The following is a 17700-nucleotide window of genomic DNA, read 5'->3' on the forward strand; positions in this document are numbered from 1 at the left end:
CTGGCATCCGCTTATTCCTTTTTTAACCAGATTCAACTCAACAGGCTTATTATTTGGAGATGAGCCCCTCCTTCACAGGTATGCGGAATCGTATTATCGTTCCTTTTCCCGAATGGCTCTGAATCTCCAGTCCGTGACCATACAAGGACAACAGACGCCGATTTATATTCTGCAGCCCTACACCTCCAGGACCTTCCGTGCGCCCGGAATGTACCTGAGCCAAACGCTCAGGGGGTATGCCCACTCCATCATCCTGAACCTGAATGACAATGTGCTCACCTTCCCTTAGAATGCCAAGGTTAACCGTACCGCCTGCAGCACGCGCCATCACCCCATGTCGAATTGCATTCTCCACAAGCGGTTGAATACTGAGCGGTGGCAGGTACAGACGCACATCCGGGTCTACATCATAATGAACTACCAAACGTTCCTCAAACCTTGCCTGCTCCAGATGTACATAGGACTCCACCAATTCCAGTTCCTTGGCAAGCGGAACCAGTTGGTCGCGGTTCTGGAAGTCGAAACTTCCCCGCAGGTATTGGCTCAGTTCAATAAGCAGATCGGTCGCTTTGTCCGGATTGACAGCGCATGTTGCAATAATGACGTTGAGCGCATTATATAGAAAGTGCGGTTTGATCTGAGCCTGCAAAAAAGCCATTTCCGTGCGAACAACCTCCTGTACCGAGGTACGCATCTCAATTAACGTCCGTACCCGGGCACGCAGTTCACCTGCATCCACAGGTTTGCTCAGAAAGTCATTTGCTCCTGCCTGGAATCCCATTTTGATGTCCTCAGGCATCCCGCGAGCCGTCAGCATCAGTATGGGCAGTTCGGACAGGGAACTGCTCTCCCGCAGCTTGCGACATAGCTCAAGCCCGGACATTTGCGGCATCATCCAATCGGTAATGACAAGAGCAATGGATGGGTGTTCTTCACGCAGTTTTAATGCCGCAGCCCCACTATCCGCTGCAATGACACGATATCGTTCTGTCGATAACAGGTTGAACAGGACCTGTCGGTTCACGGGATCATCATCTACAATTAGAATGGTATGTTCAGCTTCCACAATCTCATCTGTCTCATCCCAATCGATTGCAGCCGTATCCTGTGCTCTTATTTCTTGAGCAGCTACATATTGGGCTGCAACAGGTCTCGAACTTGCCTGCAGCAGCGGAAATTGAACAATGGGCAGAGTGAAATGAAAGGTCGAACCTTCACCCGGCTTCGATTCTACCCAGATGGTCCCTCCGCCAAGCTCGACCAGTTTGCGAGTGATACTCAGCCCAAGGCCAGTTCCCCCGTTAACCCTCTCACTTGTTCCGTTGCCCTGTTCGTAAGACTGAAATATGTCTTCCAGTTTATCTGCAGCAATTCCAACCCCCGTATCCGCAACAGATACCGTCACCAGAGCTCCATCCACACGGGCATACAGCCGAATTTCCCCTTGCTTCGTATACTTATACGCATTGCCCAACAGATTGTACAGAATCTGTCTTAGTCGATCCTCGTCGGCCTCAACCAACGGTAACGCCGGAGGCCATTGTTGAATCAGCACAATCGGTTTGTCCTCAAAGGTAAAACCAGAGACTTCAACGACTGTTCGAGCAACCGATTCGAGATCAACAGCACTCCGTTTTAATTCAATTTCACCATTTTTGAGCTTGGAAAAATCCAGAATATCGTTTACCAGCAGCGAAAGCCGCTTTCCAGTTGACGTGATCATGGACAGATTTTTGGCCTGCTTGGATGTTACCGCCCCGGCCGCCCCTTCCAGCATCGATTGCGCAATATTAATGATGCCATGCAGGGGAGTTCTCAGTTCATGGGACGTATTCGCCATAAACTCATCCTTGAGACTGTCGATGGCAAGCAAACGTTCAGACAACGCTTCAACTTCACGGAATGATTGTGCGAACCGGATCGCTGTTAGAATCATCTGTGCAAAAACAAATAGCAGCAGCTCGTACAGCGCAAGAAATGTCGTATCCACCGTGGTGAAAGCACCCACGGTGTGCAGCACAACCACCATAAATATACTCATCATGCTCATCAGGACAAAATGACCATCATTCGGTCGCTTTTTCAGCCAATGGAGCATGGCTCGCAACGTGTAACCAATGACCACAATTGAAATCAGCAGCATAGGCAGCTCCAGCATAGAGAACAGAACAGGAGACAATATAAGACCCACCGCGCATTGGACTAGTACCAGAACCACACCCAAGCGAACAAACCATGAATGGACCGCTCCAGGTACAAGCGCATCCATATAACGAAGCAAGTAATAATACGCAAGAGCCGCGCTAATTAATTGAATCCGCAGAAATTCATTATTCGGCAGGAATGGTAACAGTGTCCCCAGCAACTTCTCTCCATGAGTCAAAGCGTACATCGCACCGGACAGGCTGAATAATCCCAGATACCGAAGCTCTTTTTCACTGCGTCGCAGCCGGAAAAGCATCAGGAAGAAGGCAGCTGGCAGAATAAATCCGAACAGGGTCATCAGGTCCTGGAGCCAGTCCTGCTGTTGGCTTTTCAGAATGCTGTGCTCGTCCCCGAACAAAACGGATGCAATGATGCCGCCAGACGAGTAGCTGTAATTGGATACCTGAATGATAATATCTGCAACGTTGCCTTCTATGGAGGTAAATCCCGTAAAAGGCAAATTGAGCTGAATATCCGTATTTTGCGTTGTGCCTGGCAGCCCTTTGCCGCCAATCTCTTTGCCATCTATAAATATCCGATGGGCCATACGAATATTTTGGGTACGTATCCCATAATCATTCTTCTCTGCTCTTGGGGGAATTCGAACACGCAAATGATAGGTCCCATACCCATGCGCCTCTCCCATAGTCCCATTCCAGCGGGATGGGACATGGATAGGTAAAGGCTCGGAGAGGGGCTTGCGTCCTGATAAATGCGCCTCAAAGTCAACGGGTGCCAACAATTGCCCCGGATAGAAATCCCACGTACCATTCAGGGATGCAGCCCCCTGCCTGTCGAAATCCCAGCGTGTCAGATCCAGGACCCCGTCCCTCCCATGAGGATTTCCGCGCTCGGAAAATAACGTTTGTACAATGGATCCTAGAGGAAAGACAACAATACATATAAAGCTAATGGTGAGCATAATCCAGTGTTTTCTCATCTATGTAATCCTTCCGCCTCCATCGCGAGAGACGTCTAATTTTGTCGTTTTATATCTATAACTCCATGTTACACGTTTCTGTTGCGGACGGAAATAGTTCTTCTATGATATTTTAAAACCAAAAAAGCCACAGGCTTAACTACCGGAATGCAGACCGGAGTAAGACCTGTGACTTATTTGAAATTGCGACCATCTGCTTTACTTCTCTGTTGTACTTCTTCCTTTTTCTTACGCTTGCCCAACCACTTGAGCCAGTTTCTGTACAATTCCTGCCCAGCCCTGCTCCATCCGTTCACGAACCATGGCATGAGCTTGTCCAAATTCAGTCAGCTTGTCGGCATCCCAGCCACTGTGAATCAATGTAAAATCTGTATCTTGTCCTTGCTCCGTCAGTTCAAATGTTAGTGTCCAGTCCTTACCCCATTGGAATGACAGCTTGTGTGGCGGCTGAACCTCCGTGACCTTGCATGGTGATTTTCCGAAGGGTCCTGCCTCCAATATAAATTCATGCCCTTCCACTGGCTCCAGATTGCTCGGCATAAACCACGATTCCAGGCCTTTCGATGTTGATACGATTCCCCATACCTTCTCCACAGGCGCGTGAAGCAACAATTGTTCCCGAATATCCGGCAATGCACTTGAAGATTCCATTCGAATCGCCTCCTAGATCTATATCAGCATTTTTCATCTTTCCATTTGACCGCTCATGGGATTATGCAAAATGCCCTTTTAACTTATTGTTCGAAATTAAGTGATGAGTGTCAAATATATTCAGCTAACAACAGGTATTCTGTTGACCAACCCTTCAAACCAAACCTATAATTGGAACATATTACATAAAGGTGCGTGATTCCTATGTTAGTCTGCTCCGAAAAATCCAATTCCAACCGTTGCCGGAAGGGATAAACAGTATATCACCTCAATAGGAGAGCATTCGGGTGGACTGCAAAGTTTAACGAATTAGCGTTTGCTCGGTTCGTTACAAAGTAATCACACTAAAAAGGGATGCCCTCCGTCATGTTCATGACTTGTAGGGCATCCCTTTTCAATTGCATTTATATAAATGTTCTAATTAAGCTCAGTATCCGCGGGAATACTGCTCTGCAATAGCCGCTTTATCTTTGCTGACGCCGAGTTCCAGAGCTGCATGAGTAGCCCAGTACGGATCGCGCAGCATGCCTCTGCCAACGGCAACCAAATCTGCATCACCGTTGCCGATAACCGCTTGAGCCAGAGCTGAATCCTCAAGCATACCTACCGCAATAACAGGAACGTTCAATTCTTCACGGAAACGACGGGCAAATGGAACCTGGTAACCAGGGTAGTTTCCCGGTTTACGTTGTCCGGAAGATCCTTCACCACCGGAGCTGATGTGGAACATGTCCACGCCGGCTGCCTGATAGGCACGAGACATTTCGATGGTATGATCAATGTCATACCCGCCATCGGCGTATTCTATGGCCGAAATCCGCATAATCAGCGGCATATCTTCCGGCATTTCTTTTTTCGCTGCACGGATAATTTCAACGCCAAAACGGGAAAGATCCTGTCCGTACACATCCTCACGATGGTTCATCAACGGAGAGTGGAATTGGTGAATGAGGTAACCATGCGCACCATGCAACTCAATGGTATCGACCCCGGCAGCTACTGCACGGCGTACTCCGTCCGCAAACTTCTGCACCATCGCTTGTGTTTCCTCTGTAGTTAAAGCGTGCGGCGTATTGAAGCTCTCTCCAGGGAAGGTAACCACCGACGGAGCTACGGGCTGAGCCGCATCCTCTGCTTTACGTCCAGCATGCGCAATCTGAATCGCCACTTTGGAGCCATAAGCGTGAATACCATCCACCAGCTTGGCAAAGGCAGGAATGTGTTCATCCGACCAGATGCCCAGGTCATTATCGGTGATACGTCCGTCCGGATCAACATCCGTCATCTCAATCACGATCAATCCAGTACCGCCAACGGCACGGCTTACATAGTGAACCTGGTGCCAATCATTCGGAATACCGTCTTTGGCAGTTACGGAATATTGGCACATTGGCGCCATGACGACACGGTTATTTAATTGAAGCCCCTTAATTTGAAACGGGGAAAATAATTTCTCTGTCATTTCAGGTACATCTCCTATTCAATATGGTATATGTTAAGGCGTTTACTTGTTTTGCTGATCGGAAAATAGCTTTCCATTCTTGCCGTAGTTACTCTTCTCCAGATCCTCAATGAAAATGAATACGTTGCTCGGATCGACGTCCAGTGTCTCACAAGCCACTTGGGTCATCCGTTCAATCAACTGGCGTTTCTGCTCCGTCGTCTTGCCTTCCAGCACTTTAACGGTTATAAATGGCATGGCTAAATTCACATCCTTTTATTATTGATTATTATGAACTTTACCTACAGAAAAACAAGTACGTACTTTTTTGTGAGATAGTACCCTTTTTGATACCTAGTTTGTCTTTTCTTTCCTCCGATGCGTCCAGCACAACTCGAAATGGACCCAAAACATGATATGATAGCCATACAGACATACTGGAAATAATATACCCACTTTATATAAGTTGTATCTAACGGTTACACGAAAACAGACCTCATAGTTTTTCAGTGTAAAATAAGTGGTTCAACTTATATAATAAACCGAAGCCAAAGGAGCGATTACTGGTGAAAGATATTTTAATTCAAAGACTCACAACCTATGCTCAAATGGATACGCAATCTGATGAAAACAGTGAAACCTGCCCTTCCACACCAGGCCAACTGGTCTTGGGTAAATACCTTGTTGAAGAATGCAAATCCATTGGTTTGCAGGAAGTGACGATGGATGAGAACGGCTATGTGATGGCTACACTGCCATCCAATACAGACAAGGATGTTCCTGTGATCGGTTTCCTCGCTCACCTGGATACAGCGACCGACTTTACAGGCAAAGATGTAAAACCACAGGTGATCGACAACTATAATGGACAAGATATTGTACTGAATCAGGAACTGGATGTGGTGTTATCCACCACCGATTTCCCGGAACTGCGTGAATATAAAGGTCACACCCTGATCACAACAGACGGCACAACACTGCTTGGTGCGGATAACAAAGCAGGCATTACCGAGATCATGACGGCGATGGCCTATTTGATTGAACACCCGGAAGTGAAACACGGGAAGATTCGCGTCGCTTTTACCCCGGATGAAGAGATTGGCCGCGGGCCGCATAAGTTCGATGTTCCTGCTTTTGGAGCCAAATATGCCTACACGGTGGACGGTGGACCGCTCGGCGAGCTGGAATACGAAAGTTTCAACGCGGCGGCTGCCAAAATCACAGTACGGGGAACCAACGTGCACCCGGGAACAGCCAAAAATAAGATGGTCAATTCCACCAAAATTGCGATGGAGTTGAACCGCCGTCTGCCTGCAGAGGAAGCTCCTGAATTCACAGAGGGGTATGAAGGATTCTATCATCTGTTATCCATCGAGGGAGACGTCGAATTGACCAAGATGAGCTACATCATCCGGGATTTCGATCGGGAGAAGTTTGAGGAACGCAAAGCGTATTTGTTGAGTGTCGTGGACGAGTTAAAGAGCAAATATGGAGAGAAAAGCATTTCCATTGAATTGAATGATCAGTACTATAACATGCGTGAGAAAATCGAACCTGTGCGTCAGATCGTCGATATTGCACATGAAGCGATGACCCGCCTGGATATCGAGCCAGTCATCCGTCCGATTCGTGGAGGAACAGACGGTTCCCAGCTCTCGTACATGGGTATGCCTACACCCAACATCTTCACTGGCGGAGAGAACTATCACGGCAAGTTTGAATATGTATCGGTTGATAATATGGTGAAAGCCACACAAGTCATCGTGGAAATTGCTCAATTATTCGAACAGCGCGGAGATGTTTAATCGAAGCATATAGCTGCAGTACGCCAATTAAAATGGATCATTCACCAACAGGTGAAGGCACGGGCACCCTCTTTCATATGACAAGCTGAGGGTGTCTTTTGCCGTTCCGTGTCCCTTATTTATTCGTACATATTGCCTCCGGCAATTTCACGCAGCTGATTCAGATTGCAGATGACCATGTTGCGCTGTTCTTTGCGGATGATTTCACGGTCGCAGAGATCATGGATGACCCGGTTCAAGTGTCTATAGCTCGTGCCCAGCATATCTGCCAGCTCTGTCAGCTTGGAGGTCTGGATTTCTTCGGTGACTTGCTCCCCTTGCTCCATCGTGGACAATAGATAACTCGCAAAGCGGCTCTCGACCGGATATAGCAGATTGAGACTCGACAGATTCGAGAAGGTATACAACTTGTGGGTCACATGACTAAGCATAAAATGGAGGAACTTCGGATTCTCCGCATATGTATTCTTGAGATAGCGATAGCTTACACCGAGCAGCAGGCTCTTGTTGACGGATTCCACCGTGTTTTTGGCTTCCTTGCCATTAACCAGCTCCAGATCACCTACCAGTGCAGGTGGCATGCTGAAACGAAGCAACAAAGACTTACCGTTTGGCAGCGTTGTATAAATCTTGAGCTTACCCTGAACGAGAAAATACAATCGCTCGGGGCGTTCACCTTTGGCACATATAATCTCGCCTTTGGAGGCTTCAAGTAACCTTAATTCAGCAAGCGCAGGATCATCGAGCACCTGATCCAGGCCATGCGCCCGCGCAAGCTGACGCAGCAATTCAAAGTCCATGATTTCTCTCATCTCGGATTAACCCCCAATGAAATTTAACCGTCTACTAATGGACCCAGGTCCTTTTATCCGATAAAGAAGAAGCCTGAGCGGCCTTCTGCGTATTATACCAAATGCTCATATAACAAAGAGGACTTGGAAGTCCCATGATGGAGTTTCCAAGCCCTCTTTTTATCGTGCTGTAAGTGTATCTTGTGTTTTATCTAAATCATCTAAATCTGTTATTCCTTTGTTATTTGGCAGCTTCATTTCATTTTCTTCCTACTACCTCGGCCTCAGACTCCCAGCACTCCACTTCACCCGGAATGTGAATACGGTCCCGCGTAAAGATCGGGTCACGCCCTTCGGCTTTTTGCTTCTTATAATCCTTCAACGCATCAAATGTCACCTTGGACAGCATCAGGATGGCAATGAGATTCACCACCACCATCAGCCCCATAAACAGGTCGGCCAGATCCCATACCAGCTGTACCTTGGCAACAGCACCGAAAAGCACCATCGCGATGACACAGACACGATATACCCACAGCCAACCTTTACTGGATTTGATAAACTCAATATTGGTTTCCCCATAGTAATAATTCCCGATGAGCGTACTAAAAGCAAACAGAAACACCATAACTGCCAAAAATCCGGACGCCCATGAGCCAATATGCACACTTAATGCCGCTTGGGTCAATTCAATTCCACCCAAATTCGAGCCTTTGTATACGCCTGATAACAAAATAATCATGGCTGTGCTTGTACAAATGACCAACGTATCGGTCAACACGCCCAATGCCTGAATAAGTCCTTGTTTGACCGGATGTGTAGTATGCGCCGTAGCCGCAGCGTTCGGTGCACTACCCATACCTGCTTCATTGGAGAACAAGCCACGTTTGACACCATTCATCAGCGCAGCTCCAAGTGTACCGCCAGCGACCTGTTCAATACCGAAGGCATTTTTCACAATCAACGCAATCATGGCCGGAAGCTGGGTGATGTTCGATAGAACAACAAATGCAGCCACGCCAATGTACAGCACAGCAAGAACAACGACGATATATTCGGACGCCTTGGCAATCCGTTTAACACCGCCCATAATGATTCCAGCAAACACAACGGCCATAATAATACCCACGGTCAACCGATCGATGCCGAATGAATTTTTGAATGCCACCGTAATCGTGTTGGACTGCACCGCATTAAAGACCAAACCGAACGACAATGTAATGAGAATCGCGAACAAAATTCCCATCCAGCGTTTCCCAAGGCCACGCTCCATATAATAAGCCGGACCCCCGCGGAATCCGCCCTTATCTTTGATTTTATAAATTTGAGCAAGTGTACTCTCTACAAAACTGGAGGCTGATCCGAAGATTGCGATTACCCACATCCAGAACACAGCCCCGGGTCCCCCCAGCGCGATTGCCAGTGCAATACCGGTAATATTTCCGGTACCTACGCGGGCTGCCATACTGATACAGAAGGCCTGAAACGGCGAAATTTTTCCAGGCTCTTTACTTCTCGGCTCCCTGAGCACTTTCACCATATCTCCAATCATGCGGAATTGCATGAACCGGGTCTTGGTCGTAAAATACAGACCACATACCACCAACAATATGATTAACAGCTTGGACCACAGAAAATCATTGAAAACTGCAATAATATCTTGTATTGTTTGCTCCATTGGCAATGCCCCTTTTCGTTGATGGTTCATTAAAAAGTGTTTCCCGGCTGCATGACTGAGCGAAAAACTCTCATACTACTTCATAGAGCATCGTTTGTACCATTCTGCACATCTCGGAATCCACATTTTCGGATGTTACTTATACTACAGGGGCATCTACGGAAATCGACAAATACCTACACAGAATCATTTAAATTTTTTTATAAAAAAGCAACGTTTATCCATTCACTGTTACTTTATCTGACATATTGGTCAGCATATACGGGTCTTCACATCGGGATATACAACCAAGTATGATAATAGAGGACATTAAAAGCAGGATAAATCGTCTTCACCCATACATTTTTCTCATAACGACTTCATCAGAAAGGAGGTCATTGAAATGCGTTATTTTATTGTGGATGATGATCCTGGTGTTCGATCTATGCTAATGGATATCATTGAAGATGAGGGGCTTGGAGACATTGCGGGAGAAGCAGAGGATGGAGCTCATATTACTGCCGAACTACTGGAGCTGCACAAGGTGGATGTACTGCTAATTGATCTGCTCATGCCGCAGCGAGACGGGATTCAGACCATACGTGCGCTTGAAGGAAGGTTCAATGGCAAGATCGTGATGATCTCCCAGATCGAATCGAAAAATATGATTGGGGAAGCCTATTCGCTTGGCATTGAATATTATATTACGAAGCCGATCAATCGGCTGGAGATTCTGTCTGTTCTGCGACTGGTGGACGAACGTCTGCGCATGCAGCAATCCATCGCAGATATTCAACGTACACTGCAGGGACTCTCCAGACTGCAATCTTCCGATCGTAATGCAACACCGGTTCCCGACAAAACAATTACGACGGCAGGACATTTCCTGCTATCCGAGATGGGCATGATCGGGGAAGCCGGCAGCAGAGATCTGCTGGACATGCTGGAATACCTGGAGCAGATTGAAACCGAGGAACATAAGCTCTCTCCATACACGTTCCCGTCACTTAAGGATATCTTCCAGAATGTTGCCCTGCGCAAATTGGGTGCCGATGCTTCACCAGCGGAAGTGACAAAGGAGATCAAAGCATCCGAACAGCGCGTACGCCGTGCCATTTTCCAAACATTAAGCCATGTCGTATCGCTCGGTCTCACAGATTATACCCATCCTAAGTTTGAGAATTACGCGTCAAAGTTCTTTGATTTTACGGAAATTCGCAAAAAAATGCTGGAACTGCAAAACAATGTGGAGCCCTCCTTGTCCCAGACCCGCATTAATACGAAAAAGTTCGTTCAGGTGCTGTATCTGGAAGCCAAGCGGTTGTTGCATTAAATAGTAACAAAAAATATGCGCGTATGATCGTACTGGAATTGATTCAGCATTCGTTCTTCCTGCTGTCTATTCCAGCTATTATCATGCGCGCATAATTGCCTAAAAGTGCATCTATATCCATCAAGCCCTTGGCTTGCTTAAGTTCATTCGATTATACTCATTAATCAATTCATCCAGTACCATGGACTGCTGAAGCACATCGGGATGTCCAAATCTGCCCTCGTTATGCTCTACCAACATATGAAGGTTATGTCTGGCTTTCTCTATTTGATTTTTCAATTCCAAACTCATAACCATCGCGTCTGATCCCTCCTTATTTCTGTGTTACATTTTAGGTTTTCCTGTCAATCTATAGTTGGATTAACATATGGCATAGTTGGCATGGATGTTTTGTATCCTTCTCCAAATTTTGATAGTCACTGATACCATCTCTAGAGGGCGATCCACAAATGGCTCTGGAGCGCCTTATTGAAGGTAAGATTGTAAGTTTACAAGCAAATTTCCCCCACTACCTTCATAATCAAACAGTTGTGTCATTATTGTGTATGTTAAAAAACAAAAAAGCACCTCTCGATCTACAGGCTACCCAAGGGGTTACCCTATATCGATAGAGAGGTGCTTCATCATTTGATCAGTTTAATTAATGCGTGACCTTCACTGTAATCAATTCACTGGAAACCGATCCACTTTCATTGATCCATTCCACAACGTATTTATACTCTCCAGGTGCGCGGTCGTTGATCGCCACTGTTGCTGTCTGTGCATTCGGGGATGCAGCAGTCAACGGTTGGCTGTCGATCTCTTGACCGTTCTCATACAGACGATAGGAGGTGGCATTTGTGCCCCACCACATATTCATCGTAACGGTGTAGTTTCCATCTCCATCCCAATTGTCATGAGAGAGCACCGGTTTTGCTGGCGCTGCATCACGCACAGTTACGGTATGGGGAGTACATTCGGTCGTTCCCTTTGAATTGATCAGTTCGCAAGTATACACATACGTACCGTTTGCTCTGCCCGAAATATCCGTGGATGCTTTTTGGGCAGAAGGGCTTGAGGCCGCGAGCTTCTGGGTATCGATCAGTTCACCGTTCTCATACAATTTATACTGTGTTCCGTTATTCCCCCACCACATATTCATCGTGATGGTGTATGTTCCATCCGCTAAACCGTCTCCATGCTGGTTATCGTCGGACAAGGCAGGTACACCTGGTGCCCCTGTGGCTTGGTCTGCGGCAATGACCGTCACTTCCACGGAAAGCTCGGTGATGAGCCCCGCGCCGTTAACTGCCTTGGCTGCAAAGATGTGTTTTCCCACCAGACCCGCCAGCGCAATCTCATCACCCTGTTCTACGACCTCACCATCCCAAGTCAATTCCAGACGAGTGATTCCAGACTCCGGATCTTCTGCCTTCACACCAACTCGAAGTATATCCTCTTCACTCATCTGTTCCGCAGGCATGCCGGTAATCACCGGAGGTGTCGTATCTTCTGTTTCTTGCGGAGCACCTACATAACGAATATTCGGTGCCGCTGGCTGCTCCATGCCTACTCCCAGATGGAAGCCGGTATGTGGCGGCTGGTTATAGGCTACATTTTGCCAAGCTACCCCAAGGCGGTAGACCGGATCATGCATTAACGTGCGAATACGCACATCCGTCTCATCTGTCGTCGTATAAATACGTAATTCCGAGCTGTCCTGACTGCGCCACATCACTTCTTCACGCCAGTCACCAAACAGGTCAGCTTGCAAACTCGGGTTGGCTTTGGTGCCATTGTTCGAAGCCGCGCCTGTTGCCGTCAGCAAATTCACTGTCGTTTGGTTCGCATAATCCCACTTGTCGATACGAATATCGTCCTGAAGCTCACGCAGCAGATCACCGTCCCACCAGATGCCGAAGTTCGTGGACGATGGAATCTTCGTCGTGATCAGTTCACCCTGAGCACTGTAGAGTCCGGTGATTGGAATATGTTCAGCATTGGTGATCGTCGCGGCCCACACTTCCGATCCCGGATAATTCGGATCAATATCAGCAGCCATGCCGCGTCCGGTATCAATGCCTGTAAATACACCCCAGAGAATCTCTCCTGTAGCGGCATCACGCATTTCCATACCGTACTGCGAATCTTTATGTTCGTGTACGTCGAACACTTCCAATCCTGGACGAGTCGGATCCAGATCACTCAGATGCATGGCATCGCCATGACCGAGCTTTGTATTGTAGAGCGGTTTGCCATCATCATCAATAGCCATTGCGCCAAATGTAATCTCATCCTTACCATCGCCATCCACATCTGCAACCGAGAGATTATGGTTACCTTGGCCTGCGTATTCGCCGTAACCTTCATCATTGGAGTCGAAACGCCATACTTTGCTCAGCTTATCATCTCGGAAATTATAGGACGCAAGCACGGTGCGGGTATAATATCCACGGCTGAACATGGCACTTGGATGTTCACCGTCCAGATACGCCACTGCTGCCAGGAAGCGGTCCACCCGGTTTCCATAGCCATCGCCCCATGAAGCTACATCTCCACGCGGCGGATCATATTCTACCGTATCCAGGGCAGCCCCGGTTTCACCGTCGAACACCGTCAAAAATTCATCACCAAGCAGGACGTAGCCCGAACTGTTCCGGTGGTCTGCATTGGCGTCACCAATGACTTTCCCCAGTCCATCGATAGTACCATCTGCGGTACGCATCATCAGTTCAGCTCTGCCGTCGCCATCAAAGTCATAGACCAGGAATGGAGAGTAGTGCGCACCCGCACGAATATTCGGCCCCATATTGATGCGCCAGAGTCTTGTTCCATCCAGCTTGTAGGCATCCATATAGACAATACCGGTATAGCCGGATTGCGAGTTATCCTTACCGTTATTTGGCGACCACATCAGAACAATCTCATATTCGCCATCCCCGTCGACATCGCCCACGCTGGCATCACCCGCATAATACGAATACGGCTGTCCGTCTTTCGTATATGCATCGGCAGGCTTTTGCAGAGGTACAGACAGATATTGCTCCTGCCAAACGCCGAATTCCTTCGTTGCCGCTTTTTCAATGCCGTTTTGTACCGTCATGACACGGTAATTGGATGTATCCGTGCCTTCCACATCCGTAAAGTTGGTGCTTCCCGTTATCGGTTCATCGTTAAGCTTCACACCATCCCGATACAGATTGAAAGCAATCGTCTCGGCATCCAGGCCCAGCATGCGCCAGCCAATATAGTTGCCGTTCTCTGTTTTTACAGCGACCGGAGCACGGTCCAGATATTCCATTTCACGATTCAGCGTCGTTGCTACAGGTGTTTCGAGTACAGTCGACAGTTCGGATACCCCACCCGCATTCACAGACGCCACTTTATAAAAATAAGGAATCGTGCTGAGAATGGTGGAGTCTGTGTATGCCGTCTCCTTGGTGCGAGCGATTAGATCATACGGCCCATCCTGCTTCACAGCACGATAGATTTGATATGCACGCGCTCCTGCTGATTCCGTCCAACGGAAGGAGACGTCATTTTTGTTGATGCTTTGTAACGACAGACCTGAGGGAACCTCTGCCTTGTCTACAGATGAATCAATCGTGGATACAGACAATGCGTTGGAGGCTACCGATTCTGTACCTGTACGATCCACAGCCGTTACCGTGTATACATAATCCATGCCCAGGTCGACCTTGTTATCGGTATAAGTTGATGTATCCGTAGTTGCCAGCAACTCGGCCTTGGCCGCCCCAGTTGACTGACGGTATACCTTATACTGTACGTCATCCATAATAGCGTCCCATGACAATGCAGCAGTGATCGGATCACTCTCCAGATCGAGCCCATCCAGTTTCAGATGGGAAGGGGCCACCAATACAGGTGTTATCTCAAGTCCGTTGAGATGCGCCGTAGCCCCACTGAAGAGCAGATTCATCTGCCCATCCTGGACAGTAATCTGGTTGATCACTTTTTCGGCTATATTCTTGGCACCGGAAGATACGGTTCCATAATCTTTGCCTTCGATGTTAATGTTGGTTTTTGCTGAACCAATCCAGTCCCCCGTGTACGTCTTGACCGAATAGGTACCATTCGGCAGATCGATTTTGAATTCATATGAGCCGTTAAAATAGATCACGAAGTCACGACGCAGGTTATCCGTCGCACTGCCACGATCCCGATCCGCCATATTGGCCGAAGACGTTAAGCCATAACCACGTTCTGGCGTATACAGCGTATTCCGATTGACTTCCGTATACCCTTCTGCGACTGGAGAACCTGCCGGGCCAAAGTCATATCGATACGTTGCCGACTTGGTGGTGAAGCTGACTTCATCTGAAGGATCGGATTCCCCACGGCCATTCACAGCGGTTACTCGAACTGTGTACGAATTGCCTTCAACCAAACCGCTCAGCGTTAAAGTAGGTACAGTTGCCGTTCCTGCCAGCTTGTAGGCAGATTCCGGCTCTGTTGAAAGTTTGCGGTACACTTTGTAGATGTCTGCGGTGTCATCTGCCGTCCACTTCAATACCGCTCCGGCGTTGCTGATGCTGCCTGCCTTCAACCCTGCAGGTTTGGCTGGCAATTCAACCGGAACTTCGGCATCCTGGACCGCTTCCGATAAGGGCAGGTCCAGATCGCGAACCGCACCTGCAACCAGACGGGCGATCTGAATCGCTCCGTATTCCTGGAAGTGGGTATTATCCGTTGCCCCATTCGGGAACGCCTGATAGATACCTGGTGATACATGGAGGAAGACAGACAATGTCGCTTCCGGTCCAATGGAATCATAGTACGCAATGCTGAGTGCGCTCAGATCGATCAGCTTCACATTTTTCTCCGAAGCTACTTCCTTCATCGCCTGCACATATTCAGGGAAGGACACATTGAACTTGCCTGTGTCTGCGTTAAAGTCCCTACGACCCATGGGCGTTACCAGAATTGGCGTAGCTCCCCGCTGCTGCACGCCGTCTATGTAGGTTTTCAGATAGTTTTTGTAATCGGCGGGTGAAGCATAGCGGTCAGGAACACTGATCGTTGCATCATTGTGTCCGAACTGCACGAACAGATAATCTCCCGGACGAATGAGGCGCAGAATTTCATCCAATCGGCCTTCAAAAATAAAGGATTTGGAACTGCGTCCACCGATGGAATGGTTTTTAATCTCCACGGCATCACTGAAAAAGGACGGGAACATTTGCCCCCAACCCGCTTGGGGTTCCCAATATGGGTTATAGGTCTGCATCGTGGAGTCACCTGCAAGGTACACAGCAGGTTTGTTACCTGCTTCGCGTTCCTGCTGTTTGGTGATCACAAGTGCATTGATATTGGCGGCCTTTCCGGAGAATTCAAAGTTCATCTGCCCATCCACCAGTGCAATATCGAAGCTCATCTCCAGATATTCACCCGCTGGCTTGGTGTTCTGTTGAACCTTGCTCATGCTCTCCACTTTGATCGCAATATCCGTGCTGCCTGCACTGTCACCAGCGACAAAGGAGACGGTATAGTCACCGTTCGGCAGATCTACCTTAAATCCGCTCCCATCAGCAATTGTGGCAAAATCCGATTTGATCGGATCACTTATACCCCGATCCTGCACCGTTACCTTGGACACATCGGTGAATCCATAGCCACGTTCCTTGGAATATGCAGACGCTGCGTCCACGCCTGTATATCCATTCGCAACAGCTCCTGAACCAAAGTCAAATTTATAAGTGCCTCCTCCCGCAGCTTCATCAGCCGATACGGCTGCACTTGCTGTTGGTGTGCCAAACAGGCTCCCCCACCCCAGACTGGAAATGGTAAATACCCATAGGAGCAAAACCAAGCCAACTTGCCGCGTCTTCGCGATCATGAACACCCATCCTTTCGTTTCCTCATCATTGAATGATTACAACCAGAACGATGGTAAAACTTTTAAGTAAGCGGTTACATTACTCCTCGATACTATCCCTTCTTCCAGGGAATGAACATGTAATTTTCCGTCTTTTTCCACCAATAAACCGATCTCTTCATTCTTGATCTCTACCACAAGCCTTACAAGGGATCGGATAATGCTCCAAAAGGTAATAAAATCCCTTTTCATACTTAATTCATTCAGGTACAATAGGGCGATGTGTGTGTCCGGACCAGGCGGATGCGAATTAAGAAATATAGAGGACGGTTCAGCTTCTAGCGGATCATCCTGATTTGATTATTTGGAGGCTCATCAACACCATGCAAACTGATTCACAGACTAAAGTCAAAATCATAAACGCCGATCCCAGCGCGATGGGATTATTTGGGTTGGCTATCGTTACTCTGGTCGCTTCCTCCCAAAAGCTTGGCATTACAGATGGCCTTAGTTACGCCATTCCTTGGGCGATTTTCCTCGGTGCCTTTGCCCAGCTGTTCGCTTGTATTCAAGATTCCAAACGCAACAATACATTTGGTACAACTGCCTTCGGCGCATACGCATTCTTCTGGTTCGCCATGGGTGCCAACTGGTTGATCAAAATGGGCGTGTTTGGCTCCACTCTTGCGGAACAGGCAGATGGCAAGCAGCTCGGATTTGCTTTTGCCGGATACCTCGTGTTCACCCTGTTTATGACACTGGGTGCCGTTGAAGCCAACAAAGTATTGCTCATCATTTTTATTCTCATTGACTTCCTGTTCCTTGGCCTGACCTTTGACGCTTTCGGCGTAGCTCCTCATATCTTCCATACCATTGCTGCTTATGCTGAAATGGGAATCGGAATCGTGTCGTTGTACGGCACAGGCGCTTCTGTACTGAATGCTCATTTTGGCTACACGTTCCTGCCTGTTGGCGGACCGTCTGGCATTTTCAAAGCCAAGGCTTAATATACAGCATCAAACCGCCAGGGCGCCGGTCCCGCCTGGCGGTTTTTTTGATTCA

General features: G+C 48.0%; 11 protein-coding genes. 3 read left to right on the plus strand and 8 right to left on the minus strand.

Annotation, left to right across the window (positions count from 1 at the left end; all coding sequences use genetic code 11):
- Nucleotides 1–49 precede the first annotated feature (49 nt).
- The 4 genes from P5G61_RS08830 to P5G61_RS08845 form a co-directional block, all read right to left on the minus strand.
- Nucleotides 50–3145, minus strand: coding sequence for an ATP-binding protein (locus tag P5G61_RS08830; protein WP_301246122.1), 3096 nt, complete (start codon nt 3143–3145; stop codon nt 50–52).
- Between the two features lie 228 nt (nt 3146–3373).
- Nucleotides 3374–3796, minus strand: a complete 423-nt coding sequence (locus P5G61_RS08835; protein WP_435874099.1) for an SRPBCC family protein — start codon at nt 3794–3796, stop codon at nt 3374–3376.
- A 427-nt stretch (nt 3797–4223) separates the two neighbouring features.
- Complete coding sequence (locus P5G61_RS08840) at nt 4224–5258, minus strand: NADH:flavin oxidoreductase/NADH oxidase (protein WP_301246123.1); 1035 nt, start codon at nt 5256–5258, stop codon at nt 4224–4226.
- Nucleotides 5259–5300: 42 nt separating this feature from the next.
- Complete coding sequence (locus tag P5G61_RS08845) at nt 5301–5495, minus strand: tautomerase family protein (RefSeq protein ID WP_079348050.1); 195 nt, start codon at nt 5493–5495, stop codon at nt 5301–5303.
- A gap of 308 nt (nt 5496–5803) precedes the next feature.
- Here P5G61_RS08845 and pepT point away from each other — a divergent pair, with 308 nt between their 5' ends.
- Nucleotides 5804–7042, plus strand: a complete 1239-nt coding sequence (gene pepT / locus P5G61_RS08850) for a peptidase T (RefSeq protein WP_301246124.1) — start codon at nt 5804–5806, stop codon at nt 7040–7042.
- Between the two features lie 119 nt (nt 7043–7161).
- Here pepT and P5G61_RS08855 read toward each other — a convergent pair whose 3' ends face one another.
- Nucleotides 7162–7854, minus strand: coding sequence for a Crp/Fnr family transcriptional regulator (locus tag P5G61_RS08855; RefSeq protein WP_301246125.1), 693 nt, complete (start codon nt 7852–7854; stop codon nt 7162–7164).
- A 238-nt stretch (nt 7855–8092) separates the two neighbouring features.
- Nucleotides 8093–9511, minus strand: coding sequence for an alanine/glycine:cation symporter family protein (locus P5G61_RS08860; protein WP_301246126.1), 1419 nt, complete (start codon nt 9509–9511; stop codon nt 8093–8095).
- Nucleotides 9512–9893: 382 nt separating this feature from the next.
- Between P5G61_RS08860 and P5G61_RS08865 the strand changes: the two genes are divergently transcribed.
- On the plus strand, nt 9894–10823 hold the full coding sequence (locus P5G61_RS08865; RefSeq protein ID WP_301246127.1) for a response regulator: 930 nt from the start codon (nt 9894–9896) through the stop codon (nt 10821–10823).
- Nucleotides 10824–10943: 120 nt separating this feature from the next.
- Here P5G61_RS08865 and P5G61_RS08870 read toward each other — a convergent pair whose 3' ends face one another.
- Together P5G61_RS08870 and P5G61_RS08875 are read right to left on the minus strand one after the other, a co-directional pair.
- On the minus strand, nt 10944–11120 hold the full coding sequence (locus P5G61_RS08870) for an aspartyl-phosphate phosphatase Spo0E family protein (protein WP_024629767.1): 177 nt from the start codon (nt 11118–11120) through the stop codon (nt 10944–10946).
- Nucleotides 11121–11463: 343 nt separating this feature from the next.
- Entirely contained in the window at nt 11464–16659 is a 5196-nt protein-coding gene (locus tag P5G61_RS08875) for a rhamnogalacturonan lyase family protein (RefSeq protein ID WP_301246128.1), read from the minus strand.
- A 362-nt stretch (nt 16660–17021) separates the two neighbouring features.
- Here P5G61_RS08875 and P5G61_RS08880 point away from each other — a divergent pair, with 362 nt between their 5' ends.
- The gene (locus tag P5G61_RS08880) at nt 17022–17645 is read left to right on the plus strand and encodes an acetate uptake transporter (protein ID WP_024629763.1); all 624 of its coding nucleotides are present in this window, start codon (nt 17022–17024) and stop codon (nt 17643–17645) included.
- Nucleotides 17646–17700 lie beyond the last annotated feature (55 nt).

It is taken from the genome of Paenibacillus vandeheii (genome assembly GCF_030433635.1).
GTDB lineage: Bacteria > Bacillota > Bacilli > Paenibacillales > Paenibacillaceae > Paenibacillus > Paenibacillus vandeheii.

What these genes read in the sequence shown, in the direction of transcription:
- P5G61_RS08870 (WP_024629767.1), bottom strand. Translation starts at nt 11,120, where the DNA reads ATGGTTATGAGTTTGGAATTGAAAAATCAAATAGAGAAAGCCAGACAT.
- P5G61_RS08845 (WP_079348050.1), bottom strand. Translation starts at nt 5,495, where the DNA reads ATGCCATTTATAACCGTTAAAGTGCTGGAAGGCAAGACGACGGAGCAG.
- P5G61_RS08860 (WP_301246126.1), bottom strand. Translation starts at nt 9,511, where the DNA reads ATGGAGCAAACAATACAAGATATTATTGCAGTTTTCAATGATTTTCTG.
- P5G61_RS08840 (WP_301246123.1), bottom strand. Translation starts at nt 5,258, where the DNA reads ATGACAGAGAAATTATTTTCCCCGTTTCAAATTAAGGGGCTTCAATTA.
- P5G61_RS08830 (WP_301246122.1), bottom strand. Translation starts at nt 3,145, where the DNA reads ATGAGAAAACACTGGATTATGCTCACCATTAGCTTTATATGTATTGTT.
- P5G61_RS08875 (WP_301246128.1), bottom strand. Translation starts at nt 16,659, where the DNA reads ATGATCGCGAAGACGCGGCAAGTTGGCTTGGTTTTGCTCCTATGGGTA.
- P5G61_RS08835 (WP_435874099.1), bottom strand. Translation starts at nt 3,796, where the DNA reads ATGGAATCTTCAAGTGCATTGCCGGATATTCGGGAACAATTGTTGCTT.
- P5G61_RS08880 (WP_024629763.1), top strand. Translation starts at nt 17,022, where the DNA reads ATGCAAACTGATTCACAGACTAAAGTCAAAATCATAAACGCCGATCCC.
- P5G61_RS08865 (WP_301246127.1), top strand. Translation starts at nt 9,894, where the DNA reads ATGCGTTATTTTATTGTGGATGATGATCCTGGTGTTCGATCTATGCTA.
- P5G61_RS08855 (WP_301246125.1), bottom strand. Translation starts at nt 7,854, where the DNA reads ATGAGAGAAATCATGGACTTTGAATTGCTGCGTCAGCTTGCGCGGGCG.